At 31.8% G+C, this 26,032-nt stretch carries 25 protein-coding genes; 2 read left to right on the top strand and 23 right to left on the bottom strand.

Annotated elements, in window-relative coordinates; genetic code table 11:
- From NSA01_RS01480 to NSA01_RS01470, 3 genes are all read right to left on the bottom strand, one after another.
- The gene (locus tag NSA01_RS01480; RefSeq protein ID WP_257479748.1) at positions 1-1,152 is read right to left on the bottom strand and encodes an aminotransferase class I/II-fold pyridoxal phosphate-dependent enzyme; all 1,152 of its coding nucleotides are present in this window, start codon (positions 1,150-1,152) and stop codon (positions 1-3) included.
- 15 nt (positions 1,153-1,167) lie between these two features.
- Positions 1,168-2,277, bottom strand: a complete 1,110-nt coding sequence (locus tag NSA01_RS01475) for an O-antigen ligase family protein (protein ID WP_257479747.1) — start codon at positions 2,275-2,277, stop codon at positions 1,168-1,170.
- A 324-nt stretch (positions 2,278-2,601) separates the two neighbouring features.
- Positions 2,602-4,431, bottom strand: a complete 1,830-nt coding sequence (locus NSA01_RS01470) for a polysaccharide biosynthesis protein (RefSeq protein ID WP_445080006.1) — start codon at positions 4,429-4,431, stop codon at positions 2,602-2,604.
- Between the two features lie 293 nt (positions 4,432-4,724).
- Between NSA01_RS01470 and NSA01_RS01465 the strand changes: the two genes are divergently transcribed.
- Positions 4,725-6,638: an NAD(+) synthase gene (locus NSA01_RS01465; protein ID WP_257479746.1), complete on the top strand. Its 1,914-nt coding sequence runs from the start codon at positions 4,725-4,727 to the stop codon at positions 6,636-6,638.
- A 215-nt stretch (positions 6,639-6,853) separates the two neighbouring features.
- Here NSA01_RS01465 and thrB read toward each other — a convergent pair whose 3' ends face one another.
- Genes thrB through NSA01_RS01425 form a run of 8 tightly spaced genes read right to left on the bottom strand, consistent with a single transcriptional unit; the run spans position 6,854 to position 14,422 of the window.
- Positions 6,854-7,723, bottom strand: coding sequence for a homoserine kinase (gene thrB / locus NSA01_RS01460; RefSeq protein ID WP_257479745.1), 870 nt, complete (start codon positions 7,721-7,723; stop codon positions 6,854-6,856).
- Positions 7,723-9,216 (bottom strand): threonine synthase, encoded by a 1,494-nt coding sequence (gene thrC, locus NSA01_RS01455; RefSeq protein WP_257479744.1) that lies wholly within the window; start codon positions 9,214-9,216, stop codon positions 7,723-7,725. The genes thrB and thrC overlap by 1 nt, the downstream gene beginning before the upstream one ends.
- Before the next feature lie 10 nt (positions 9,217-9,226).
- Positions 9,227-10,204 carry a PTS transporter subunit IIC gene (locus NSA01_RS01450; protein WP_257479743.1) on the bottom strand — a complete coding sequence of 326 codons (978 nt, stop codon included), beginning with the start codon at positions 10,202-10,204 and terminating at the stop codon, positions 9,227-9,229.
- 10 nt (positions 10,205-10,214) lie between these two features.
- Positions 10,215-11,150, bottom strand: coding sequence for a PSP1 domain-containing protein (locus NSA01_RS01445; protein ID WP_257479742.1), 936 nt, complete (start codon positions 11,148-11,150; stop codon positions 10,215-10,217).
- Positions 11,150-12,019, bottom strand: coding sequence for a DNA polymerase III subunit (locus tag NSA01_RS01440; protein WP_257479741.1), 870 nt, complete (start codon positions 12,017-12,019; stop codon positions 11,150-11,152). Before NSA01_RS01440 ends, NSA01_RS01445 begins: the two co-directional genes overlap by 1 nt.
- Before the next feature lie 2 nt (positions 12,020-12,021).
- Positions 12,022-12,351, bottom strand: coding sequence for a cyclic-di-AMP receptor (locus NSA01_RS01435; protein WP_257479800.1), 330 nt, complete (start codon positions 12,349-12,351; stop codon positions 12,022-12,024).
- Positions 12,352-12,359: 8 nt separating this feature from the next.
- On the bottom strand, positions 12,360-13,043 hold the full coding sequence (locus NSA01_RS01430; RefSeq protein WP_257479740.1) for a dTMP kinase: 684 nt from the start codon (positions 13,041-13,043) through the stop codon (positions 12,360-12,362).
- 2 nt (positions 13,044-13,045) lie between these two features.
- A complete protein-coding gene (locus NSA01_RS01425) occupies positions 13,046-14,422 on the bottom strand; it encodes an aminotransferase class I/II-fold pyridoxal phosphate-dependent enzyme (RefSeq protein WP_257479739.1) in 1,377 nt (458 codons plus the stop codon).
- A 226-nt stretch (positions 14,423-14,648) separates the two neighbouring features.
- Here NSA01_RS01425 and trxA point away from each other — a divergent pair, with 226 nt between their 5' ends.
- Positions 14,649-14,975: a thioredoxin gene (trxA, locus tag NSA01_RS01420; RefSeq protein WP_257479738.1), complete on the top strand. Its 327-nt coding sequence runs from the start codon at positions 14,649-14,651 to the stop codon at positions 14,973-14,975.
- A gap of 11 nt (positions 14,976-14,986) precedes the next feature.
- Here trxA and NSA01_RS01415 read toward each other — a convergent pair whose 3' ends face one another.
- From NSA01_RS01415 to larB, 12 genes are all read right to left on the bottom strand, one after another.
- Positions 14,987-15,856, bottom strand: coding sequence for an SIR2 family NAD-dependent protein deacylase (locus NSA01_RS01415; protein ID WP_257479737.1), 870 nt, complete (start codon positions 15,854-15,856; stop codon positions 14,987-14,989).
- A 42-nt stretch (positions 15,857-15,898) separates the two neighbouring features.
- Positions 15,899-16,672 (bottom strand): protein-ADP-ribose hydrolase, encoded by a 774-nt coding sequence (locus tag NSA01_RS01410; RefSeq protein WP_257479736.1) that lies wholly within the window; start codon positions 16,670-16,672, stop codon positions 15,899-15,901.
- A 244-nt stretch (positions 16,673-16,916) separates the two neighbouring features.
- Positions 16,917-17,084: a YjzC family protein gene (locus tag NSA01_RS01405; protein WP_257479735.1), complete on the bottom strand. Its 168-nt coding sequence runs from the start codon at positions 17,082-17,084 to the stop codon at positions 16,917-16,919.
- A 138-nt stretch (positions 17,085-17,222) separates the two neighbouring features.
- The gene (locus NSA01_RS01400; protein WP_257479734.1) at positions 17,223-17,888 is read right to left on the bottom strand and encodes a manganese catalase family protein; all 666 of its coding nucleotides are present in this window, start codon (positions 17,886-17,888) and stop codon (positions 17,223-17,225) included.
- Positions 17,889-18,004: 116 nt separating this feature from the next.
- Entirely contained in the window at positions 18,005-19,138 is a 1,134-nt protein-coding gene (gene alr / locus NSA01_RS01395; RefSeq protein ID WP_257479733.1) for an alanine racemase, read from the bottom strand.
- A 286-nt stretch (positions 19,139-19,424) separates the two neighbouring features.
- The gene (gene tsaD, locus NSA01_RS01390; RefSeq protein WP_257479732.1) at positions 19,425-20,429 is read right to left on the bottom strand and encodes a tRNA (adenosine(37)-N6)-threonylcarbamoyltransferase complex transferase subunit TsaD; all 1,005 of its coding nucleotides are present in this window, start codon (positions 20,427-20,429) and stop codon (positions 19,425-19,427) included.
- Positions 20,422-21,867, bottom strand: a complete 1,446-nt coding sequence (locus tag NSA01_RS01385; protein ID WP_257479731.1) for a hypothetical protein — start codon at positions 21,865-21,867, stop codon at positions 20,422-20,424. The genes tsaD and NSA01_RS01385 overlap by 8 nt, the downstream gene beginning before the upstream one ends.
- A 22-nt stretch (positions 21,868-21,889) precedes the next feature.
- The gene (gene rimI / locus NSA01_RS01380) at positions 21,890-22,333 is read right to left on the bottom strand and encodes a ribosomal protein S18-alanine N-acetyltransferase (RefSeq protein ID WP_257479730.1); all 444 of its coding nucleotides are present in this window, start codon (positions 22,331-22,333) and stop codon (positions 21,890-21,892) included.
- A gap of 1 nt (position 22,334) precedes the next feature.
- Positions 22,335-23,036 (bottom strand): tRNA (adenosine(37)-N6)-threonylcarbamoyltransferase complex dimerization subunit type 1 TsaB, encoded by a 702-nt coding sequence (tsaB, locus tag NSA01_RS01375; protein WP_257479729.1) that lies wholly within the window; start codon positions 23,034-23,036, stop codon positions 22,335-22,337.
- On the bottom strand, positions 23,029-23,493 hold the full coding sequence (tsaE, locus tag NSA01_RS01370; RefSeq protein ID WP_257479728.1) for a tRNA (adenosine(37)-N6)-threonylcarbamoyltransferase complex ATPase subunit type 1 TsaE: 465 nt from the start codon (positions 23,491-23,493) through the stop codon (positions 23,029-23,031). Before tsaE ends, tsaB begins: the two co-directional genes overlap by 8 nt.
- 138 nt (positions 23,494-23,631) lie before the next feature.
- Entirely contained in the window at positions 23,632-25,272 is a 1,641-nt protein-coding gene (gene larC, locus NSA01_RS01365; protein ID WP_257479727.1) for a nickel pincer cofactor biosynthesis protein LarC, read from the bottom strand.
- Positions 25,265-26,029 carry a nickel pincer cofactor biosynthesis protein LarB gene (larB, locus tag NSA01_RS01360; protein ID WP_257479726.1) on the bottom strand — a complete coding sequence of 255 codons (765 nt, stop codon included), beginning with the start codon at positions 26,027-26,029 and terminating at the stop codon, positions 25,265-25,267. The genes larC and larB overlap by 8 nt, the downstream gene beginning before the upstream one ends.
- Positions 26,030-26,032 lie beyond the last annotated feature (3 nt).

Raw genomic sequence — 26,032 nt, 5'->3', positions numbered from 1 at the left:
TTAATCCCAAAGCGTTTTTATAATATTACTTACCCTTTCCATATCTTCTTTTGTCATTTTTGTATCGGAAGGAAGACATACTCCATTATTAAATATATACTCCCCTACACCGCCGTTATCGATATAATCGTATTTTTCAAAAAATGGCTGCTTATGCATAGGGTTCCAAACATGTCTTGCTTCAATATTGTTTTCTTCAAGCTTCAAAATCACATCCAAAGGTTTTACCTTTGATTTTTCATCTATTAATATTGTGGTTAACCAACAGTTACATCTAGTTTCCTCATCATTAATAGGCATCATCTCGATATCAGAAATATTTTTGAATGCTTCTTTATAATGGAAATAAATCTCTCTTTTCTTTTCCACTCTTTTATCCAAAACTTTTAGCTGACCTCTGCCTATACCCGCTACGATATTGCTCATTCTGTAGTTATATCCGACTTCTTTATGATAGTAGTATCTTTTATTTTCTCTTGCCTGAGTAGATAAAAATCTTGCTCTTGCAGCTTTTTCACTGCTGTCAGGTGTATTTACAAGAAGCATACCGCCCCCAGAAGAAGTAATTATCTTATTTCCGTTAAAAGATAAAATACCATAATCACCAAAAGTTCCCGTCATTTTTCCTTTATATATACTTCCTAGGCTCTCCGCTGCATCTTCGACTATAGGAGTATCATATTTATTACATATTTCAATTATCTCATCTATTTTTGCACAAATACCATATAAGTGTACAACAATTACTGCTTTTGGTTTAATTCCTTTTTCTTTGTATTTTTCAAACGCCGCTTCCAAAGCTTTAGGACTCATATTCCAATTATCTCTGTCGCTGTCTATAAAAACAGGAGTAGCGTTTTCATATATGATAGGATTAGCACTTGCTGAAAAAGTCAGACTTTGACAAAATACTATATCATTTTCTTTTATATTTAACAGTTTAAGAGCAAGGTGAATGGCGGAAGTACCGGAAACCAGCGCAGCAGCATCTTTTGCTCCGGTTACTTCACATATTTCCTTTTCAAAATTATTTACGTTTGCCCCAAGAGGTGCTATCCAGTTAGTATCGAAGGCTTCTTTTATGTATTCTTGTTCGTATCCTTCATCACTCATATGTGGTGAAGCTAAAAAAATTCTTTCGTTGTTTTCCATTTTTAACTCCCAAATTTAAATATTTTCATTTGATTCATTGATTCTTAATTGTTCATATTCCATAGATGCTATGAATAATATCATAAGGAAAAACATGAATGGAATAATGTTTAAAATAGTGTTTTCAAAATTAGAAACCACAATCATATATATAATAGGTAAAAAATATTTTCTGCACACTTTATCATCTAAATTTTTAATTCTTCTTACAAAGAAATACAAAAACAAAATCAAGCATATAAGACCATTTCCTGCTATAAAATCAAGAAATCCGTTATGCGCATTTAGTGTCTTATATTTGATTGCATACCCTGCATCAGCTCCGAGTTTGACATCTACCATTTGGGGAATGTTATCCATCAAATAATTATACCTCTTCTCACCGGTATACTCATAACTCCCAAAGCCTAATAAAAAATCATCTTTTAAAGATAAAATAGTATACTTATCCAGCATATACCTCTGTGAACTGTAGGTATTCCATAAGTTTTCAAATGGAGTAAATCCTGCAACCTTGCTGTTTACACCTACAACGGAAAACATTATTATCAAATAAGCCAGCGATATCGATAAAACAACACCCATTTGCTTTTTAAATCCTATTTTTTTACAAAACTTTGTTATCAAATAACATAACATTACAACAATTAATCCGGTTATTGCACTTCTGCATCCCGATATAAATAGATACAAGATTGATATTATAAGGCATATATAATATTTATAATCTTTTTTTTCAATATATAATAAACTAAATGCAATCACAAAAGCCACAAGTACTCCGCCGTCATTGGGATTTACGCTAAAGGTCGTACCTGAAACAGAGTATATCAAAGATTTTAAAAAGGCTTCTTCCAGTCCACTGCTTGTAAAAAGATAATAAACAACTCTTAAAATAAAAAATGCCGATACCAATGATATTATAATAATACATGGTTTTAATATTTTCTTTGGATCATTTCCATTTAAAGTAAGTCCTCTAAATAAAATCACCAACAAGAAAAATTCTATAATTATACTTCTGAGAGTCGCATTATCGAAATCTTTTATAAATAAAGTAATAATCCTAAAAATAAAATATAAAATAATAATGATATTATTTTTTATAAATTTTTTAAAATTCAATTTATTATATGTCTTGATATAATAATATATAAAGACAATAATGCACAAAAAGAAGCTTATTAAGTTTAAACCTATAAAAAAAGTATTATCAAGTTTTAATAACAATGTATTTCTTATTACAAAAATAAGCATTGTAATTATAATTAGAATATTAAATATCACATTACTTTTTTTACTTTTAATCTCCACAAAAATATCTCCTTATATGTCAGATACATATTATACACCATATCGACAAATATTGATTGATTTTTAATCTACAATTAATAAAAAGCAAGAATATTAATAATAACTTAAGAGACGATTTATCTCTTAAGTTATTATTTAATCATTCTTAACTTCTTTATATGTAGGACAAAGCTTTTTGATTTCATTTCTTATGATTTCATCGTTATTTTCATAAGCAAGGTTTATAAGTTCATTTAAATCAGTCAGAAATTCATTGATTTCTATATCTATTGGTTTTGCTATATAAATCATATGATTTTTTGTACCTGTAAGACCTTCTTCTTCCATAAGTATTTCTTCGTACATCTTTTCACCGGGTCTGAGTCCGACAACATCTATTTTTATTTCTTCTCCCGGTATATATCCTTTAAGCTTTATCAAATTAACTGCAAGATCATAAATCTTAACAGGTTTACCCATATCAAGGACAAAAATCTCCCCGCCCTTGGCAAGAAGTCCTGCCTGTATAACGAGAGATACCGCTTCTCTTACAGTCATAAAAAATCTAGTAACTTCCTTATGCGTAACTGTTACAGGTCCTCCCTCTTCAATTTGTTTTAAAAATAGAGGTATGACCGAGCCGTTGCTTCCAAGCACGTTACCAAATCTAACAGCTACAAATTCAGTTTCTGATTTTGAATTATAGCTCTGTATTATCATCTCACAAATTCTTTTTGTTGCCCCCATAACATTGGTAGGTCTTACAGCTTTATCCGTAGAAATCAAAACAAATCTCTCTACCTTATATTTATCAGCTAATTTAACAAGATTAAGAGTACCTTTGCAGTTATTTTTAACTGCTTCGTTAGGTGAATATTCCATTAAAGGAACATGCTTATGTGCCGCAGCGTGATAAACTATTTCAGGTTTATATTTATTAAATATACTATCCATTCTGTTCATATCTCTTATGGAAGCAATAAGAACCGTAACATCTATGTCAGGATGTTTTCTTTTAAGTTCCATTTGAAGTTCATAGGCAGTATTTTCATATATATCTACTACTATAAGTCTTTTGGGGTTATTTGCTGTTATTTGTCTGCAAAGTTCTGACCCTATGGTTCCGCCCCCTCCTGTCACCATTACGGTTTTGCCGTCAACAAACTTTTTAAGCTCTTTATTTTTTATATCTACAGCATCCCTGCCAAGTAAATCTTCATAATTTACCTCCCTTACTTTTTGAGTAAGAGAACTTGTAAGGCTTTTAGCTATTGCAGGAAGGATTTTTAACTTAACGCTGGTTTGATTACATATAGTGATTATATCTCTTATCGTATCTACAGAGGCTGAAGGCATTGCAATTATTACTTCATCGACATCATATTTTGCAATATTTTTTAATATATCGTCCCTTGCTCCGACTATAGGTATATTATGTATATATTTTCCTACTTTGTCGTCATTGTCATCAATGATACAAACGACATCATAACTCTTCATTCCGTTTCTGATTTCTTTGATTAAAAGAGAACCTGCCGAACCTGCACCTATTATCATTATATTTCTTTTAAGTGCACTTTTTTGTCTTCTTGCAATTATTCCTTTAAATACCCTAACGGAAAGTCTGGATAAAGCAATGAGCAAAAATAAGAAGGTAATATCAAAGAAGTAATAACTCCTGGGCATACCTACATTTAAAAGTTTATGATATAAAAGATAAATAAGTTCGATTACTATAGAGGCTTTAAGTGCAGACATTACCTCATCCAAGGAAGCATAAGTCCATACCCTGTTGTACATTTTAAATATAGCAAGAACAGAAATTGCTATAAATATATCAAGAGGGAGAAACTTAAGTGCAGGATATAAAAACCTTGAAGGAATAGTAAACAAATCAAATCTTAAGAGTAAAGACATCATAGAACTGAATGTTACTATCAAAGCATCTACAATAAATAATATTGCTAACCTTTTCTTCTTTGTCAATTACTTTCTCCTATGTATATTTTAATTAATTTTTATGTAAATTAACTATATATTTACTTAAATTATTTGCAATTTAGTATACTACGAAGCCCGTTAAATGTCAAACTTTGCGAGGTTTGAAGCATATTAAGTAAATTGATTTAACCATTTTTGTTTAAATATGTAAAAATTTATATTTTTAAATCATTAAAAGTATACTTAGAATATAAAAGACATTAAAACTGCATAATATTTTAAATAAAGATAAATTATGATATAATTAATATCTATAAAATTTTTAAGAGGATAAAAAAATGAACAATCACGGATTTATAAAAGTAGCATGCGGAGTACCTAAGGTTAAAGTCGCAAATCCAAGCTATAATACAAATGAAATATATAAGTTAGTAAAAGAAGCAAAAAAAGAAGGTGCAAAAATACTCATAACTCCTGAACTCTCAATAAGTTCTTATACTTGTGCGGATTTATTCTTTCAGGATACCCTTCTTGAAAAATGTGAAGAAGAACTTGAAAAACTTATTGAAAAAACTGCAGAGGATGATATTTTCATTGTTGTGGGAATGCCGGTAAGATATAAAAATTCACTTTATAACTGTGCCGTTGCATTTTTAAACGGGGAAATCATTGGCGTAATCCCCAAAGAATTTATACCTACTCACAGCGAATTCTACGAAAAAAGATGGTTTGTAAGCGGCAGTAACGTATCAGACGAAATATACTTGGCAGGACAGGAAGTATCCTTCGGACAAATGCTGTTTAAATTAAGTAATGATCTTACTGTCGGGATAGAAGTATGTGAAGACTTATGGGTACCTATAGCACCGAGTGCAAAACTTGCACTATCCGGAGCTAATCTTATTTTGAACATTTCCGCAAGCAATGAAGTTGTCTCAAAAGATGAATACAGAACCAATTTGATTTCTTCACAAAGTGCTAAATGTTTATGTGCTTACGCATATGTTTCAGCCGGGGTTCATGAATCTACGACCGATTTACTATTTGGAGGAAGTTCTCTGATAGCGGAAAATGGAATTATACTAAACAAAGGAAAAAGATTTGAAAGAGAAAATCAACTTACATGTGCATATATAGATTTACAGAAATTAAATTTCCAAAGAAGGCAAAATATCAGTTTCAGCGACAGCAGAGAACAATATGAAGAATTTTATGAAGAGATCGAGTGCGAATTTGAAGATGATATTGATATTACCAATTTCAATAGATTTATTGATCCTCATCCTTTTACGCCTAACGACGAAACCAAACGTATAGAAAGATGCAACGAAATTTTCAATATTCAGTCTTCGGCTCTCGCAAAAAGACTTGAACATACCGGGCTAAAAAAATTGGTCGTAGGGATTTCGGGAGGACTCGATTCAACACTGGCTTTACTCGTTGCAAATAAGACAATGAAACTTTTAAATCTTCCAAGTGAAAATATAATAGGAATCACAATGCCGGGATTTGGTACAACAGACAGGACATATACAAATGCTATAGATTTAATGAAATCATTAAAAGTAACAATAAAGGAAATCAGCATAAAAGAAGCCGCAACTCTTCATATGAAAGATATAGAACACGATATAGATGTTCATGATGTGACATATGAAAATACACAGGCAAGAGAAAGAACTCAAGTACTAATGGATATGGCTAATAAGCACGGAGCTATACTCGTAGGCACAGGGGATTTAAGTGAGATGGCTCTTGGATGGTGCACATATAACGGCGACCATATGAGTATGTATGGAGTAAATGCAAGCGTTCCGAAAACTTTGGTTTCTCATTTAGTCAGGACTGTAGCAATGATGAGTGATGATAAAACAAAGGAAATTCTTTTGGATATTCTAGATACTCCAGTTAGTCCGGAATTACTACCTCCGACAAAGGACGGAAAGATAGCCCAAAAAACCGAAGATAATATAGGTCCGTATGAACTTCATGACTTTTTCTTATATTATTTTATAAGGTTTGGAGCGAAGAAAGATAAACTTCACTTCCTTGCAAAACAAGCTTTTAAAGATAAGTACAGTGATGAAACGATTGAAAAATGGCTTAATAATTTTATGAGAAGGTTTTTCATATCTCAATTCAAACGTTCATGTACACCAGACGCACCTAAAGTCGGTTCGGTAAGTTTAAGTCCCAGAGGAGACTTCAGAATGCCGAGCGATGCGGATTTTAGTGCTTGGTTAGAGGATTAAAACATTTCGCCCTAAAGGGCGAGCTTCTTTTGTCCCAGGCTACAAAAGAAGCCAAAAAATCCTTACGTTCAAACGCCACTATGGCTTAAACGCTTCTCGATTTTCAATAAAATGCTGCCCGCATTTTATGAAAGAGAAGCTACCCCAACCCATAATTATTATTTTTAGTATCAATTATAAAAAAATGAACAGTAAATTACTGTTCATTTTTATTTTTAATATTTAACTCCGTCAAAATCAATTTTAAGCGGATACAAGTCATATTTATCTTTTAATTTTTTTATGTCATAATCAAGCTTTCTGAGATTGATATTACCTTCATATATTCCCATTATTGTAGGACCCGCACCAGACAGATATGTACCGACAAAACCATATTTCTCGGTTAAATTTACAATGTCATCATATCCGTTAATAAGATTTTTTCTGTATGGTTCATGGATTTTATCCTGAAGTGCATCTTTTACAAATTCGCTGTCACCTCTTTCCAAGCTAAGTGGAAGAAGAGATGCTCTTTGAATATTGAATACAACATCTTCTCTAGTGTATTTATCCGGAAGCACGTTTCTTGCCTTCTTTGTAGAAAGTTTAAAACGAGGAATAAACGCACATATCCTATATTTTTTATTGGTATGTATCTTGTAATATTTAAACTCCGTATCTTCTTTATATGAAAGAGTGGTCCCTCCGAATATGCAAGGAGCAACGTTATCGGGATGCCCTTCGATACTTGAAGCGATATTAAAAACATCATCTATATCAACTTCAATACCCAAAACTTTATACGCCATTATGATCCCTGCAACTACACATGTGGCGGAACTGCCAAGACCCCTGGTCGAAGGAACGTCGCTTTTAACTTCTACTTTTACACCAATAGGCTTTTTATTTAAAAATCTACATGTCGTAAGCATACTGGTTAAAATCAAATTATTTGTATTGTTAATATCTTCTTCTTTTCCGTCGAAAATAAATTTATCACATTTTTCTACTTTGAAAGTGTTATATAAAGTTACTGCAAGTCCAAAAGTATCAAATCCGCAGCATAAATTAGCACTGGTTGCGGGAGCTTTAATTTCAAACATTATTTCTTACCCTCTATATATTTTAGTATAGAATTTCTCATATTTTCTTTTGTAATAACTTCTTCTTCTCTTCTTTCAAAGCTTTCTATATTGTTTACAGGTTTTGGTATATTTACATTGGTTTTCTCATTAAGTTTATACATATATTCAACGTCATCACTAGCTTTTACATCATCTTCAAAAATCGAATCATATACGTCTTTAGAAAACTTATAAGGTGAAGCTGTGGATAATAAAACAGAATATGTATCATCATTTTCTTTAGTATCTTTATAAACCATATACCCCGCAGCAGTATGAGTATCCATTAAGTAATCATCTTCTTCATAAACCTTTTTGATTACTTTTCTGATTTCATCTTCGGTTGCATAACCTCCGATAAAATTATCGGCTTTAGACATATATTTACTGTCTATAGTATATTTACCCTCATTATTTAACTTAGTCATCAAATCTTTTACCTTTTTATCATCTCCATCATACATATGATAAATAAGTCTTTCAAGATTAGAGGATATCAAAATATCCATTGAAGGTGAAATTGTCTTTTTAAATTCTCTGTTTTTATCATATACACCGCTTTTGAAGAAATCAAAAAGTACATTATTATCATTGGAAGCACAAATTAGTTTATAAACCGGAAGACCTGTCAAATAAGCATAATATCCCGCCAAAATGTTACCAAAGTTTCCTGTAGGAACTATAAAATTTACTTTATCCCCTTCTTTAATTTTCCCTTGTTCAATCAATCTTACATATGAGTGATAATAATATACAACCTGAGGAAGAAGTCTTCCGATATTGATTGAATTTGCGGAAGAAAGTTTAACTCCGTATTTTTCAAGTTCCTTTTCAAAGTCACTGTCGTTAAATATTTCTTTTACACCGGCTTGTGTATCATCAAAATTACCCTTCACTGCATAACTCTTGACATTACTTCCTTTTTGAGTAAGCATTTGAAGTAACTGTAATCTTGAAACACCTTTATAAGGATAATAAACTATAACGTCTATACCATCTACATCATGAAAACCTTCCAAAGCAGCTTTACCAGTGTCCCCGCTGGTTGCGGTAAGTATCAAAACATCATCTTTGTCATTTTCATTTTCTTTGGCACATTTTAATAAAAGAGGCAAAATAGAAAGAGCACAGTCTTTAAATGCTATAGTGTTACCGCTAAATAATTCCAATATAGAAAGTCCGTCTTCTACATCAACGACTTTAAATATATCTTCGGTTTCAAAGTTGTTTAAACTATAAGCTGTATCAACACAGTAATCTATTTGTTCTTTTGAAAAATCCAAAAATTCGCTTAAAATAATTTTAGCTATGTAGTTATAAGATTTACCGATAAAGTCTTTATAATTAAATTTTACATCTTTTAAAAACTCGGGAACAAATAATCCTCCGTCATCACTAAGACCTTTTATAATAGCTTTCGAAGGACTGAGTTTATTATTATTATCTCTTGTACTGTTAAAAAGTTTCTCCATAATATCTCTCCTATTTTAATTCTAATTTTAAATCTCCGGGTTTTATTATATTCTTTTTCCTAAATATTTCACTGATTACAAATGTTAAAAAAGCAGGAAGAACAAAATGCATAAGTATCATCATAGCAATAGTTCCTGTACTGCTCCCCATTGCTTCTATCATCCCAAACTGCCCAACAAGTCCGCTGGTTCCCATTCCGGCGCCATAAGCGGTATTTGTCATCTTAAATACGACCGTTGAAATAGGTCCAAGTATCGCACTCGTTATTATAGGCGGAAGGAAAAGTATAGGTTTTTTAATTATGTTTGCGATTTGAAGCATACTCGTCCCAAGCCCCTGAGATATGAGACCTTCAAACTTATTTTCTCTGTAGCTCATTACCGCAAAACCTATCATTTGTGAAGCACAGCCTACACACGCAGCACCTGCCGCAAGTCCCGATAGATTAAGCATTATACCGAGAGCCGCAGAACTTATCGGAAGCGTTAAAATAATACCCATAATAACACTTACCAAAATACCCATAATCAAAGGTTCCTGTTCACATGACTTCATTATCAGTTCACCAAGTAACAGCATAAACTTCTGCATCACAGGTCCTATGTAAAAACCGACAAGCCCGCCTACAAGAACCGTTACTATCGGAGTTATTATTATATCAAGACTTGTTTTTTTCGATACCAGCATTCCCGCGATTGAACCCGATATACCCACAAGCAGTGCACTTATGGGATCTCCTCCGATAAGCCCCGCACCACCGCAGGCAAATATTACAAGAGGATCCGATTTAAGTCCGTAAGCAACACTGACAGCTATTACCGGTGCCGTCATGGTTTTTAGTGCGGGAAAAAGAGTATCAGTTAAAAAACTGATATGAAAAACTACACCGATTTGGTTTAAAATACTGCCTATGATCAGTGTAGAAAAGAGCCCTAAAGCCATGCTTGATAAAGTATCTATAAAATAAGTTTTAAAGAATTTCTTCAACTTAATTCTCCTAATTATCTTTTTCTAATTTTTTAAGTTCTTCATCTATATTTTCATCTGCATGTTCAGCATGTTTATCGTGATTTGGACAAGATTTATTTTGACATGTATCTTTGTTTGAACAACGTTTTTTCTTTTTCTTAAGTACTTTTACTTCTCCATTCGTAAATTCTTTAAAAGCGATATCTCCGTCGTTTTCAAATTTAACGAGAAATGTCTCTTTTAATACATTAAGTCTTTCGACAGTACCTATGCCGTCAGGGGTCTTCACTTTGTCAGAAACCTTAGGAAGTCTTGAAAGGGCATCTTCATAACAGTTATGTTCATATTGAAGACAACATAAAAGTCTTCCGCATATTCCCGATATTTTTGAAGGATTAAGTGACAATCCTTGTTCTTTCGCCATTTTAATTGAAACCGGCTCGAATTCTCCAAGCCATTTATTACAGCAAAGTCCGCATCCGCATGGACCTACACCGCCTAAAATCTTCGCTTCATCTCTTACCCCTATTTGTCTGAGTTCGATTCTGATTTTAAATATCGACGCTAAATTTTTTACAAGCTCTCTGAAATCTATCCTTCCGTCAGCCGTAAAATAAAAAATAACTTTTGAAGCATTGAATGTATACTCTGCTCTTATAAGTTTCATATCAAGTTTTTGCTTGATTATTTCTTCTTTACAAATCTTTAAAGCCTTTTCTGCTTTTTTAAGATTTTCCTCATTCGTTTTAGTATCCTTTACAGTAGCTTTTCTTATGACAGGTTTAATCGGTTTTGTAACTTCGTCTTCTTCGACGTATTTTACCTTACTCGCAACCGTACCATACTCAAGTCCTCTTGCTGTCTCTACAATTACATTATCTTCCAATTTGAGATAAATATTTGTAGGGTCAAAATAATATATCTTACCTGCAGGTTTGAATCTTACACCTACTACTTTTTGCATTATACTTCCTCCCCTATATATATAAATGTACTCAGAAATGCCAAAGAAGCATTCGCATTATAATTTATCATTTCATTTATATATAAAATTTTGTCTATTATTTTTTGTAATTTATCCTTAGTAACAAGCTTATTTACTTGTTTTATATATTCCACATAATCAGAGCTTTTATCATTAAAAGTCATATCTAAATTACTTTCTTTATATATTAACACATCTGAGAAAAATTTCATTATAAAAAGTGTATAATTTTCAACTTTATTCTTCTCTTTTGTCAATTTTTTACTTATATTTACATTATTTAGATTATTTCCTTTTAATATATTAACTAAACTTTCCAATATATAATTTTTTTCCTCATCAGAAAGGCTTAAAGTAACTTTATTATCATTAACTTTTATATGAATGCACCTTGAAAGTATCGTGGGAAGAAGTATTGCTTTGGAAGGTGAGGATAAAATAATTATAGTATCCTTAACAGGTTCTTCCAAGGTCTTTAAAAAAGCATTGGAAGACTCTATAGTCATCGTATCCGCATTATGAATAACGAATATATTATACTTATATTCGCTTGAAGATAAACTTATTTTGTACTGCATATCCCTGATTTGTTTTATTTTGATACTTGCGGGATCTTTATAAATATGAGTTATATCTATATTATTGTTCGTATTGATTTTTATACATTCCTCACACTCATCACAGTAATACTTAGCGTTTTTACAGTATAGGGTCTTAAGAAATTCCAGTATTGTTTTATCTAGAGTTTCTTCCCCTGCACCGTAAAACAGATAAGCATGAGACATTGTATCTTTTTCAATATGATTTAAAAGTATATTTTTTTCCGTTTCAAATAAATTATCTAACATTATTAGTACTTTTCAAACTGTGCAACGTCCAATACAAAGACTGTTGCGCCTCCAACCTCTACGCTTGCCGTATATGTCGTAAGAGGACTTTCCATAAAAGAAGCGTCCACAGGTGTAGATATAACTTGTTCTCTTTTTTTACATATTTTCTTCATTATTTCCAAAGCTTTCTCAACTTTTTCTTCTTCGGTACCAATCATCAAAGTAACATTTTTCATCTTTAAAAACCCGCCTATCGTATTTAGCTTTGTTACTTGATATCCTTCGTCTGTAAGTGCATCGGATAATATGAATGCATCTTCATTTTGTACCATAGCAATAATTAATTTCATCATCTTTCCTACCTCCTAAGGTCTTTTATTATTTTTTTATATAAAATATCATTTATTTCTTCTATACTCTTAAGTGAATTTCCCTTTACACACTCTATTCTCTCAAATCCATACTTGTCCACTAAAAAATTGACATTCTCATACGCAGACAGTAAATATTCATAATTACTTTCATGTATATCTTTTTTACTTTCATTAGTAAACTTATTATCCCTATCTTTTATCAGTTCCTTGGAAACCTCGGGGTTGATATCCAAGAAAAATACTCTATCAGGTCTCGGTATCTTAAAAATATTATACTCAAAATCCACTAACCAATCTAAATACTCTTCCTTTTTTTCTATATCTTTTATCTTACAGCCCTGATGTACCATGTTACTCGTTACATATCTGTCTGCTATGATTATACCGCCGCTTAAGTAAAAGTCTTCATATTCCTTTTTATAAGTAGCATACCTGTCAACCGCATAGAAGGCTGAAGCTACCTTTGGATCTATATCATCCGCATTTTCACCGAAATCTCCGTTTAGATACATCTTGACAAGAGCGGAAGATTCGCTTTTATAATTGGGATAACTGGCTCTTATGACATTATAGCCTTCATCTTTCAATCTCTCGGTTACAAGTTCGCTTTGTGTCTGCTTACCACTTCCGTCAAGTCCTTCTACAACAAATAACTTTCCTTTGTTCATTATTACTCCTTAATCACGTCTATATACCCATTATTCAACCCTAAAACAGTCTCTTTGTCCACTATACTTTTTAAATAAGATATTATATCTTTATCTAACACTTCTCCGGGAACAAGTATAGGAAATCCGGGAGGATAAGGGACAATATAATCACTGATTACTTTATCTACTGCCTTGTCCAATTTGATACTTTCTCTATTCATTTTTAGCGCATTTCGCATTTTATATTTAATAACGGGTTTAATATTTTTAAAAACAATATCATTTCTTTTTTTTATTTTAAAATCTTCTTTATCTATAAAAATTAAAGCTTTTTTTAATTTATCTATATCTTCTTTGTTGGTCTTTAATCCCAAATAGCAAAGAGAATACTTATCGGTGGAACACTCGGTAAATATATTATATTCTTTTTCCAGTATCTCGGATAAAGTATATCCATCCAAATCAGTATTTGAAGTATCTATACAAATCTTGGTATAATCATGTACTTTCCCTGAAAACTCTTCAAATTTAAACCGGGTATTATTCTCCACAAAATCTTTGGTTTCGATGTACCATTTCTTTATATCTTTTAAAATCCCATGCCCTTCGTCTTCGGCAAAATGAACAGCCGCCTCAACAGACGTAAGAAACAAATAAGAAGGAGATGTGGATGTAGTCATATTTATATATAATTTTAGCTTATTTATATCTATCAAATCACTGTTTACATGAAGAAGTGACGTCTGAGTAAGAGCTGTAAGAGTCTTGTGCATAGATGTTATGACAATATCACTGTTAGCTTTTAAAGAACTCATGGGGTATTCATCACTGAAAGAAAAATGTGCTCCGTGAGCTTCATCAACTATTATTATAATTTCCTTATTTATTTTCTTTATTTCATCACATACTTTTTTAATATCCAAACTATAACCAAAGTAATTCGGATAAGTAATGATAACAGCTTTTATATCAGGATTTTCCTTTATTGCATTTATATATTCATCTTCCGTAACACCTAATATATTATCCTTTGGGTAAATATATATAGGTCTTCCGCCACTTAAATAAAGTCCGTAATAACCGGATATATGACTGTTTCTGGGAAAAAGTATCTTATCATTTTCATTTAATGAATATAGAATCGAACTTATGATACCGCTTGTACTTCCGCCGACGAGAATGAAAGACTTTTTGCTTTTAAAAGTATCTCTTATATATTCATTGAGTCTTGATATCACTTCGGTCGGAGCAAGTAAATTATCGTTAAAGGAGAGTTCGGTAACATCCGACTCGTAAAAATGTTCTTTTTCCACCCTTCCCTTATGCCCCGGCATATGAAATCTGACAGGATTTTTGTCTATATATTTTTTTATATTTATGTTTAATTCATTTTTCATAATCAGTCTCATTTATTTACATATAAAATAATATAAAATTCTTTAATAAATCTTTAAGTCACTATATTTTTTCAAAATATTACTTCTCTTATATTTATTTTATTATAGCATAAAACAAATTCTAAATTTAAGCATATAACATTAATTTTCAATTAAATATGTAAATATTTAAATTTAAATGATATAATGTTAAAGATGTGAAATACTAATATTTAGGAGGACGATTATGGCAAGTGAAAATATAGTAATAATTACAAATGAAAACTTCGAAAGCGAAGTAGTAAACAGCGACAAACCTGTAATGGTAGACTTTTGGGCAAATTGGTGCGGGCCTTGTAAAGGACTTGCTCCTATTATAGATGAAATTGCTGATGAATACTCTGACAAAGTAAAAGTTTGTAAAGTAGATGTAGACGCAAACGGAGAACTTTCAATGCAGTTCAGAGTTATGAGCATACCGACTGTGATCTTCTTTAAAAACGGAGAACAAGTTTCAAGAGAAGTCGGTGCATATCCAAAAGAAAAATATGTGGAAATCATAAATTCTCTATAGTAAAAGAACAGCTAAAGCTGTTCTTTTTTATTTTTATATTTAAAAATATCGTTTAAAGTTTCTTTTAAATCTCCCTTCACAAAAATTATTTTATCTTTTATATCAAAAAAGTAAGGACTTTTTTCTTGATTTATTCTTATAAGTACCGCATTTTCATATTTACTTACCATGTTTTCAAATGGATATTTTATTATACCGGGAGTATTAAACCCAACCCCAAGTTCCAAGAAAACTATTTTTTTATATTTATTTATATCAAGAAAATTTTCATAATTTTTATGGGCATTGTGCCAGCCTTCGTCTTCAACAAAAGTATCATCAACTCTTAAATTTGTCGTCATAGGTTTATTGCATTTCGGACAGTAAGGTACTAAATTTGACGGTATTTTTCTGTCTTTTTGTTTTTCTACCATCTCAGCTATTATATCCTTATTATCATAAGTCTTATTATGACAAGGAACTGAACATTGAAACAGTCCGTAATCACCCTGAGTATAAAATAATCTGTTACTATCCACTCCGGAAAGCTGAAACTGATGATCTACATTTGTAGTAATAACAAAATAATTTTTATCCTTGATAAAATCAATCAGATTTTTATATAATTCATTATCTTTATATTTATATCTGTTTAAATAAATATGTCTGCTCCAGTACCCCCAGTACTCTTCCAAAGTCTCGAAAGGATAAAATCCGGCAGAATACATATCACTAAATCCATACTCTCCTATAAAATCACTAAAGTTTTCTTCAAAATACATTCCTTCATATTTAAAACCGACTGCTGATGAAAATCCTGAACCGGCTCCAAGGACTAAAGCTTCGGCGTTATCTATGACATCGATTATTTGTTTTATGTCTTCCTTAATAATATTATTCATCGACATTTTCTCCCCAATAAATTTATTTTATTAGCCTAATTATTAATATTTTTTCTTTGCTAAATCCTTATAAATCTGATAGTCTGCTTCTTTAAATACATTTATTATGATTTTCATATCATTGTCTTTCAAAAATTTACATATAACATATAAAGCTATTTTTGCGGCTTCTTTATTTGGGAAACAAAATTCTCCTGTAGATATGCAAGGAAATGCTATACTCTCTAACTTATACTTTTTTGCTAAAATCAGACATTCACTGTAGCAGCTCCTTAAATCTGATATATTCCGTTTTGTCAAATCTCCTCTCACAATAGGACCGACGGTATGTAGGATATATTTGCTTGGAAGATTATAAGCAGGAGTTATTTTTGCCTTTCCCGTAGATTCAGGGTGACATTGCTCGTTCATTATTTCACTGCACTTAAGTCTTAATCTGACTCCCGCAAAAGTATGAATAGCATTATCGATACATTTATGATTTGGATAAAAACATCCTAGCATTTCGCTGTTTGCTGCATTTACGATTCCGTCGCATTCAAGAAGGGTTATATCCCCTTTATATAAATATAAGTTTTTACTTATATTTTCTATATTGTCAATGCTTACAATGCCTTTATTGTCAGCGACCTCCTTCAGTAATTTATCTTCCCTCTTTAAATATTCACTGCTTATTTCTTTAGGCTCCCTTATATTAACAAGAGCTCTGTATAAATAAAATCTACCCTCTTCATCTTTTGGTATTTTTAAATTTTTATATTCATCATTTTCATTTTTTAAATATTTTATAAGCCATAATAAATCTTCTTTACACATATCCATACCTCCATATATAAATGTATATATATCTTTATACAAATAATATAAAACAGCTCATTTAAGTTGTAAAGTAAGCACTTTAAAGTGCTATAGTTTCCTTTTGGTAACTAAAAAAGCAGCATAATGCTGCTTTATACAAATTTATATATCTTTTCTTTTATTAAACATACTAACTGTTCAATATATTCAATGCCTTTTAAAATTATAAAATAATAAACATAATAAAAAAAACACATAACAGTTAGTCTTCTTTAATCCATCTTCTGCCTTTAGCACCTGTAGGCGGAAGTCTGTCACCTTGGTCTATATTTACTAATCTTCCATTTTCAATATATGACCCATCATTTTCTACTTCTCTGTATTCTCCTGCCGGTAAATTGTCTGTACCGGGTTTATATAAATCACTCATTTTTTAGTTCCTTTCCTTGAAATTTATTTACAAAATTATTTTTTGTATGAATGATATTTTTATTCCATGTATAAAATGACAATTTTCCACTTTTATAATAAATAAAAAGACTATCACAAAGATAGTCTTTAAAACCCACTAATTAAATGCAGGCGGTTTTCCGTCTACATGATGCAAATCACTTTGAGGTGATGGTTCAGACATATTAAAATACATTTTGGCAGCTTTTGTAGTTCCGAAATCTCTGTTTGAGCCTGTGTCCTGAACTTTGTTAAAAGCTTCTCTGAACATCGCATTATGAGCTTCTTCTCTGTTAAGAAGAAAATCTATAGTTTCTTTAACTTTTTTATCATTGATTTGACGATATAAATATTCATAAACAACTTTTGCACGTTGTTCAGATGCGATATTAGAAAGCAGATCAGCACATAAATCTCCAGTTACGGTTACATAATCGCCTGTCCAAGAATATCCCGAAGCATTGATAAGTCCCGGATTTAGTCCTAATAGTACATGCGTTTCAACTTCTCCAACATCTACTTTATTATAATTAACATCATGTCCGTTTAATAAATTGATAGTTGTAGCGACCATTTCCATATGTCCAAGCTCTTCAGCAGCGATATCAAGGAATAAATCTTTTATTTCCTGATCTTTGATCCTAAAGCTTTGAGACATATACTGCATAGCAGCTTTTAACTCTCCGTTTGCTCCTCCAAGCTGTTCCTGAAGCAACGCCGCATACTGCGGATTTGGACCTTCTATTTGAACAGCATGAAATAATTGTTTTTCATGTTTAAACATAATTATCCTCCATATTTTTATTTTCTTTATTTATTTTTCCACCAAATAAATAAAATTATTAAAATTATAAAGAATAAAAAATATATTTTAAAATTTTAAAATATAAAAACCGAAAATTATATTTCAAATTCCTCGGTTTTTCCATTTAATACGTATTCTCTTTTAACTCTCTTATTTATGCAGCATAACAGTTCATAGGGTATCGTTTCGCATATATTCGCAAGTGAAGATATATTTATATTTTCTCCAAAAATCTCTACATTATCGCCTATATTGATATCTGCGTTTTCCGGTATTTCAAGCATGGTCATATCCATACAAACATTACCTATTACCTTAGCTTTATATTTACCGTTTATTAAAACTTCGCCTTTATTGGATAGTTTTCTGTTATAACCATCGGCATAACCAACGCACATCACTGCTACTTTCGTTTTATCCATGGCTGTAAAAGTCCTTCCATAACCCACAGTTTCATCCTTATCTATATGAAATATATTGGTTATTGTAGTATAGAATGACATTACCGGCTTATATGGATTTATTGTTGGCTTTACTTCAGATGGATAGACTCCGTAAAGGACTATCCCCGCTCTTACCGCATCAAGGCTATATTCATCCAAGTCGGTTATGGCAGCAGAATTGGCAATATGGTAGATAGTTATACCCAATTCATATTCCTTGGATTTTTTCACTGCATACTCAAAAATATCAAACTGCCTTTTACTGTATGATTTATCTATTTCGTCACTGGTTGCAAAATGAGAAAACAATCCCTCATAAATCAAATTATCCAAACCTTTTAATACTTTAAACGCTTCGTCGATTTCATTTTTATTAAAGCCCAGTCTGTTCATTCCGGTATTGATTTTAATATGTACCTTTACTTTTTTATTCTTTTTCCCTGCTTCTTCGTTCAACTTATTTGCAAAATCCAAATTATAGATCGTAGGAATGATATCATTATCGATTATTTTACTTATCTTTCTGTCGGGAACATAACCCAAAATCAAAATATCCGCATCTATGCCATAATCTCTTAGACACATTGCTTCATACACACTGGAAACGGCAAATAAATCCGCCCCTTCTTCCATTAAGATCTTTGCACAAATTTCAGCTCCGTGCCCATATGCATCAGCCTTGATTACCGGTATGACTTTTTTACCTTTGACTTTCTTTTTTATTACCCTGTAATTACTTATTAAATTATCTAAATTGATTTTTACACCGCTTTGAAATTTTTCCATTTTATGATTATCTCCTAAATATGAAGTTTTATACTAATTTCGACAAAAAAAACTAAAAAGTGACGAATTTGTTATGAAATTGACATATTTATACACATATCAACATAGTTATCCACAGTTTTCCACATTTTCTAGATATAAAAATCCGCTATTTTATGGTAGTTTCATCAAAATCATGGCAATAATTATCAACATTTTACCACTGATTTAAGGTAATAATGTTTAAAAATCCACGTAAAAATGTTGATAATATTTGTTACATTTTTGTATTTCTATTAAATATATTTTATAATTTTAAGTCAGGATTTGCATTTAAAATCAAGCTGTCTTTTTTGTTTTTTATATAATTAAAATACCCTGCGGAACCTATCATCGCAGCATTGTCCGTGCAGTAAATTTTATCCGGCAAAAAAAGCTTTATATTTTTCTCTTCGCATTTCTTTTTAAGTTCATTTCTAAGCAGATCATTACACAAAACTCCGCCGCCGACACATAAAGTTGTCATATTTTCTTTTTTTAGTGCGAGCATGGTCTTTGTAACAATAGTATCTACGACACATCTGTTAAAGCTCGCGCATACATTATCAATACTAACTTCTTCGTTCTTCATCTTTTTGCTGTTCAAATAGTTTAAAACAGCACTCTTAAGTCCGCTGAAACTAAAATCAAGGTTATCCTTTCCCATAAGGACTACCGGGAAATCAATACTATATTCATCTCCAAGCTTAGCATGCTTATCTATTTGTACTCCCCCGGGATATGAAAGTCCGAGGCTCCTTGCTACTTTATCAAAAGCCTCTCCGGCGGCGTCATCCTTAGTAGAACCAAGAAGTTCAAAATCCGTATAATCATTTACCTTTGTAATATTGGTATGTCCTCCGCTGGCAGTAAGGCATATAAAAGGAGGTTTTGCTCCCATTATGAAGCTGGCTGAAATATGTCCCGCCATATGATTAACTCCGACCAAATCCTTATTTAAGCTAAATGCCAAAGCCTTTGCATATGATAGACCTATCAATAAAGCTCCGACAAGTCCGGGGCCCGTGGTTACACTTATGAAATCTATATCATCAAAAGTGACACCTGCATCTAAAAGTGCTTTATCCACAACACTGGATATCTTCATAAGATGATTTCTGGATGCGATTTCGGGAACAACTCCGCCATATACTTTATGGATATCTATTTGAGTATGAATGGCGTTTGAGTTCACTTTTACCCCGTCCTCAACGACAGAAGCACTTGTTTCATCACACGAAGTTTCAATAGCTAAAGTAATTATTTTACTCATCTGTATCATCCTCTTTATTATCTATATCATCATGATCTTCATCTTCATTTCTAGTAATATCATTCTCATCATCTATTTTATTCGTAGTATTTTTTTCCTCATTATTACTCTTATCTTCTTCCTTTTGCTTCATGGCTGCTTCAAATTTTTGACTCTTCATTTGTTCAAATTTTTGTTTTGTCCTTATTATATCTTCCTTGGAATTATTGATACTCATAAGAGTAACATACTCTGTTCTTTCTCTTTTAATCTGAAAACGAAGGTATAGAGAAATAAGCATTACAATACTTCCAATACCAATCAAATTAGCTATTAATGTGATTACAGAGCTAAAGAATGATGAAGGAAGGAAATCCAAAGCAAAGATTACAAGTATCCCTGTTAACATCTTTGATGAAAGATTTTGACCTTTTATAAATAATCCCCCCAGTACCAATGCCGTTGGTATGGTTGCAATGTAAGTCAAATCAAAATATAAACTTGCAATATGAAGTGCAACAGGCATTCCTACAATAGTAATGAGGAGTATGAATATTACAGGTATTATGAATAACATAGTCATAGCACCTACACTTAAGCACTTAAATACATTTCGCCTTGTAAACAGTTCTACCTTTAAAGCACTCATCGGGAATAATTTGAATAATAAAACAGCAATCAAAAGTATGGAAATCTTGTTTAATATCCCATAATAAGATATAAATCCTGCAAGAGCACTTCCCTCTTCGTTTGCCACACTTGGGATTTTAAAACCCAAATCTTCATTTTTTATACTTCCCTTAACTTTACTTTGATCGGTTTTTACTATAGGATTGGGACTTTCGTATGTTAACGAACCATTTATTCTTGTATCTCTGCCTAGAACAAGTTCATTACATCCTACTTTTACATTTCCGTTTATAACTCCGTTAATGGTAACACTCTTACCTACTACCAATACATCTCCGTCAACTTTACCCTTTAAAAGGACATCATCAACATAAAGATTTACATCCCCGTTCACTACTGTCTTTTCATTTGTTATAACTTTATTTCCATAGCAAATCAAATCTTTTTTAATATGTGAATCATTCAAATACATATTATTATAAAAGCCTATTACACTTTTATTTATTACTCCGGAATTGGTGAAATTAGGAGCAATGGAAATAACGCTTCCGTTTATATTACCGCTGTTATTTATTGAAGTGGAAGCTGTAATTACACTCCCGTTAATTTTACCTTCATTTAGAATATTCGTATAAGTCCCCATAAAAATGGATTTATTGTAAGTATCTTTTTTATTAAGAGTAAATACAGTCCCTTCGGTGTTGGTTTTAAGATTATCCTTTTTTATATTATTTTCGATATTGGCTCCAAAAATAACAGATGGAATTAATAACAACACCATAACCACACTAAATATTATACTTATTTTACTTTTTCTTTTTTCTTTCATTATGTCTCCCCCGGAAGAAATACTATATATCAAATCTCCACATTATATATGCGTCTTCGTGATTATCAGCATAATAATTTTTTCTCTTTCCATATATTTTAAATCCCATACTCTCATATAGATTAATCGCGGTTATATTCGACTCTCTCACCTCTAAGGTCATCTCTTTGATATCTTTTCTATATGCATGTTCTACTATCAGAGACAATAACTTTTTACCATATCCAAGACCTCTTTTGTCTTCCCTTACACCCATTGTGGTAATATGACCTTGTCCAACTATATCCTGATACCCGCCAAAAGCTACGACGTCTTCCCCTTCATAGAACACTATATAAAAACTTTTATTGTTTATAAGTTCCGCAAAAATAGATTGTTCTCCCCAAGGATGCTCAAAACAATCTCTTTCAAATTCTATTATGTCTTCAACGTCTGTAATGACTGCTTCTCTTATTTCAAGTTCCATACTATTTCTTTTTTAACCTTTGCTCTTCTGCCGCCGATGGTCTTATATAATTGGGAAGATAATTATCGTAAGAATATATATTCATATCTTCTTCAATATATCCTTTAGAAATTTTCGCTACTCCGCTTGCCTTTGGAAGCAAATTATAATTGTCTGCAAAAATAGCTTTGTCAGATACTCTTTCTATAATCTTATCTTTATATTTATTAACACCGTCACCTGCAAATAAAACTCTTTCATATCCTTCTAATTTATCGACTAAATCATCAATATTTATAATACTATCAGAATATAAAGGAGTTAATTTATTGTCTTTATTTATAAAAATATTATAATAAGCATCATTTCTCTGTGCATCAAATATTATACAAATCACATCATTCATACCCTTTAAATTTTCCGCACATGCAAATAGTGAAGAAACCGACACTATGGGTTTATCCATAGCATGAGCAAAAGCTTTAACCGTAGAAGCCGCAATCCTCAAGCCCGTAAAGGACCCCGGTCCGGAACCGACAGCAAAGTAATCTATATCATTTAAACTTAGTCTTACATCTTCAAGCAAATGTTTTATTAACGGAAGAAGCTTTTCTGAGTGTTTTAATTTATAAGCAGTATATTCTTCTCCAAGTATGTTATCATCATCTAAAATAGCCGCACTTGCAGCAACGGTCGAAGTATCTATCGCCAGTATCTTACTCATAAATTTCCTCCAATTTTTTCATTATATCAATGCTGTCATCAAACGCTTTTATATCTATAACTCTTTTGTTAAAATCTTGTTCATCTTTATTTATATCAACGATTATTCCGGTTTCATCTAGCTCGCTCATTATCATATCAGCCCATTCGATAATCATTTTTTCATTTTTATATATATCATAAAAACCGATATAATCAAGTTCACTTATATCTTCTATCCTGTAAGCATCCATATGATAAAGTGTATCAAATTCATTTTTATATTCATTAATAATCGTATAAGTAGGAGATGAAAATTTATTTAAAAGCCCTAGACTTTCCGCAATACCTTTGCTAAGCTGCGTCTTCCCGCTTGCCATTTCTCCTATTAAATATACACTTGTATTATTTTTTAGTAATTTACCTATCTCTTTGCCTAACGAGGTAGTTTCCATATCATTTCTTGTTATTATCCTCATAAATATACCTATCTGATTTAAACTTAAATTATATTATAACAAAAAATACCCTACTTTAAAATATATATGTGAGGTTTAAATGTAAAGTTTTATATTTATACAAATATTAAACAAAATAAAAAACGCTTTCAGCGTTTCTTATTTTATATCTCTTATTGGGATTTTATATTTATCCGAAACTTCTTTTAAGTCATCGAATTCTAACTTGCTTTTTTCAATACCGTATCCGCTACCGACTTTTTCTTTTATACTTCCGTACTTCGTTTCTTTTTCTTTAAAAGTTCTATTTAATATATACCTGTCATATTCGCTTCTTCTGACTCCAAAGGTAGAAGTATATTTCATGATAACATTCAATAATCTTTCTTCAACTTCTTCTTTCATTAGTACTTCGAGTATTACCCCCGGACGGTTTTTCTTCATATTTACGGGGATTGTATACACATCAAGGGCACCGTTATCCCACAGTTTATCAATAGCAAGTCCGATTTCCTCTCCCGTCATATCGTCTATATTACATGAAAGCTTAAATATTTTATCTTTAAGTTTATCCTCATCATTGATTTTACCTAGAAATACCCTAACAAAATTAGCGGATTTTAGCTCTTTTTTACCTAAACCGTATCCTATCTTTTCATAAGTCATGTTTCTTCTGTTTGTAAACTCTTTAACGAAATGTTTTAAAATAGCAGCTCCCGTCGGTGTTGTAAGTTCACCTTTTTCTTCGTTCGTATAAGTAGGAACATCTCTTAATATATACGCAGTTGCCGGAGCAGGAACCGGAAGTATACCATGAGCGGTCCTTACATTTCCGTATCCGACATTTAAAGGAGAACAAATAATATTATCTATATCTAATTTATCTATTAAATAACATACACCTACAATATCAACTATAGCATCCAAATTTCCCACTTCATGAAAATGAACTTTATCTACACTGCACCCATGAGCCTTGGCTTCAGCTTTAAGAATAAGATTATATATTTCTTTAGCATGATGTTTCACATTTTTACTTAAATTTAACTTATCTATTATATTATTGATATGTTTGATGTCATTATGATTATGCTTATGGTGATGTCCATGTACATGTAAAGGTTCATGGTTATGAGCATGTCCATGATGATAATGTTCATGACCACAGTCATGCTCGTGATGAGAATGTAAAGTTTCACGTGCCTTAAGATAATCGTCAAATCCTACCTCAAAGGCATATAGCCCGTCTGCCGGAAATGAAATATCCTCATTTTTTTCATCGTGTTTTATTTCTATTTTTTCTTCGGCTCTTTCAGGAATATGATGATGTTCATGTTCTATAGTTCTACTTCTGTCATTCAAAAAATCGCTGTAGCTTTCTTCGAAAGCATATAAACTATCTGCGGGGAAAGTAGGTTCTTTTACTTCTTTTTTTATTTCTTCACTAATATCAATTTTATTTTCGTTTCTGCTGTTTAAAAAATCATGATATCCGCCTTCAAAAGCATAAAAACTGTCTAGAATTAAATCATCTTCATGGTTACCTTCATGTTCATGATGTTCTTGTTTATTATCTATTACATCAAGGCTTTCTTCCTCTACACCATCAACGGTTACGATGATTTTTTTCCCAGTTATACCATTTCTCTTTTCTTCTCTAAAACTTACACTTACATTTTCAAGACCGAGATTATTCATCTTGTATAAAAAATCTTCTTTATCATCATATAAATCCAAAAGTGCAGCCATTAACATATCGCCTGCCGCACCGCTGTTACATTCTATATATAAGCTATTCATCAATACCCTCCATTTTGTTTATCATATTCGCAAGATATCCTGCACCGAAACCATTATCAATATTCACTACACTAACTCCGCTTGCACAGGAATTAAGCATCGAGAGAAGAGCAGAAAGTCCGCCGAAATTAGCACCGTACCCAACACTTGTCGGAACGGCAATAACGGGACAGTCAACCAGCCCTCCGACAACGCTTGCCAAAGCACCTTCCATTCCAGCAACCACGATTATTACTCGTGCAGACATCAAAACATCCAAATTATTTAGTAATCTGTGAAGTCCCGCCACTCCTACATCATAAAGCCTCTCAACATTGCTACCAAGGGTAGATGCGGTAATATAGGCTTCTTCACATACATCTATATCGCTGGTACCCGCCGCGGCAATAACAATTTTCCCGACTTTATCTATATCCTTATTTTCGTAAGCTATACCCATTTTAGCTTTGTCATAGTACACAATATCTATACTATCCTTCAATTTTTTATACTTATTTTCATCAATTCTTGTAATAAGTATATTTTCACTTCCGTTATCTCTCATGCCGTTTACAATGCCAAGGATTTGCTTTGCTGTCTTTTTTTCTCCGTAAATGACTTCCGATACGCCTTGTCTTATAGAACGATGATTATCGATCTTTGCATATCCGATATCACTGAAAGGTTTCATTTTGAGTTTTACTACAGCGTCATCGATTGATATCTCATTATTTTTAACTTTCTTAAGTAAGTCTTTTAATCCTTCTTTACTATTCATATC

This window comes from Anaerofustis stercorihominis, from assembly GCF_024623185.1.
Taxonomy (GTDB): domain Bacteria; phylum Bacillota; class Clostridia; order Eubacteriales; family Anaerofustaceae; genus Anaerofustis.
The sequence above is the reverse complement of the archived record's forward strand: the minus strand, read 5'-3'. Positions and strand labels throughout refer to the sequence as shown.

What these genes read in the sequence shown, in the direction of transcription:
- NSA01_RS01480 (WP_257479748.1), bottom strand. Translation starts at nt 1,152, where the DNA reads ATGGAAAACAACGAAAGAATTTTTTTAGCTTCACCACATATGAGTGAT.
- NSA01_RS01465 (WP_257479746.1), top strand. Translation starts at nt 4,725, where the DNA reads ATGAACAATCACGGATTTATAAAAGTAGCATGCGGAGTACCTAAGGTT.
- thrB (WP_257479745.1), bottom strand. Translation starts at nt 7,723, where the DNA reads ATGTTTGAAATTAAAGCTCCCGCAACCAGTGCTAATTTATGCTGCGGA.
- thrC (WP_257479744.1), bottom strand. Translation starts at nt 9,216, where the DNA reads ATGGAGAAACTTTTTAACAGTACAAGAGATAATAATAATAAACTCAGT.
- NSA01_RS01445 (WP_257479742.1), bottom strand. Translation starts at nt 11,150, where the DNA reads ATGCAAAAAGTAGTAGGTGTAAGATTCAAACCTGCAGGTAAGATATAT.
- NSA01_RS01440 (WP_257479741.1), bottom strand. Translation starts at nt 12,019, where the DNA reads ATGTTAGATAATTTATTTGAAACGGAAAAAAATATACTTTTAAATCAT.
- NSA01_RS01435 (WP_257479800.1), bottom strand. Translation starts at nt 12,351, where the DNA reads ATGAAATTAATTATTGCTATGGTACAAAATGAAGATGCATTCATATTA.
- NSA01_RS01430 (WP_257479740.1), bottom strand. Translation starts at nt 13,043, where the DNA reads ATGAACAAAGGAAAGTTATTTGTTGTAGAAGGACTTGACGGAAGTGGT.
- NSA01_RS01425 (WP_257479739.1), bottom strand. Translation starts at nt 14,422, where the DNA reads ATGAAAAATGAATTAAACATAAATATAAAAAAATATATAGACAAAAAT.
- trxA (WP_257479738.1), top strand. Translation starts at nt 14,649, where the DNA reads ATGGCAAGTGAAAATATAGTAATAATTACAAATGAAAACTTCGAAAGC.
- NSA01_RS01415 (WP_257479737.1), bottom strand. Translation starts at nt 15,856, where the DNA reads ATGAATAATATTATTAAGGAAGACATAAAACAAATAATCGATGTCATA.
- NSA01_RS01410 (WP_257479736.1), bottom strand. Translation starts at nt 16,672, where the DNA reads ATGTGTAAAGAAGATTTATTATGGCTTATAAAATATTTAAAAAATGAA.
- NSA01_RS01405 (WP_257479735.1), bottom strand. Translation starts at nt 17,084, where the DNA reads ATGAGTGATTTATATAAACCCGGTACAGACAATTTACCGGCAGGAGAA.
- NSA01_RS01400 (WP_257479734.1), bottom strand. Translation starts at nt 17,888, where the DNA reads ATGTTTAAACATGAAAAACAATTATTTCATGCTGTTCAAATAGAAGGT.
- alr (WP_257479733.1), bottom strand. Translation starts at nt 19,138, where the DNA reads ATGGAAAAATTTCAAAGCGGTGTAAAAATCAATTTAGATAATTTAATA.
- tsaD (WP_257479732.1), bottom strand. Translation starts at nt 20,429, where the DNA reads ATGAGTAAAATAATTACTTTAGCTATTGAAACTTCGTGTGATGAAACA.
- NSA01_RS01385 (WP_257479731.1), bottom strand. Translation starts at nt 21,867, where the DNA reads ATGAAAGAAAAAAGAAAAAGTAAAATAAGTATAATATTTAGTGTGGTT.
- rimI (WP_257479730.1), bottom strand. Translation starts at nt 22,333, where the DNA reads ATGGAACTTGAAATAAGAGAAGCAGTCATTACAGACGTTGAAGACATA.
- tsaB (WP_257479729.1), bottom strand. Translation starts at nt 23,036, where the DNA reads ATGAGTAAGATACTGGCGATAGATACTTCGACCGTTGCTGCAAGTGCG.
- tsaE (WP_257479728.1), bottom strand. Translation starts at nt 23,493, where the DNA reads ATGAGGATAATAACAAGAAATGATATGGAAACTACCTCGTTAGGCAAA.
- larC (WP_257479727.1), bottom strand. Translation starts at nt 25,272, where the DNA reads ATGAATAGCTTATATATAGAATGTAACAGCGGTGCGGCAGGCGATATG.
- larB (WP_257479726.1), bottom strand. Translation starts at nt 26,029, where the DNA reads ATGAATAGTAAAGAAGGATTAAAAGACTTACTTAAGAAAGTTAAAAAT.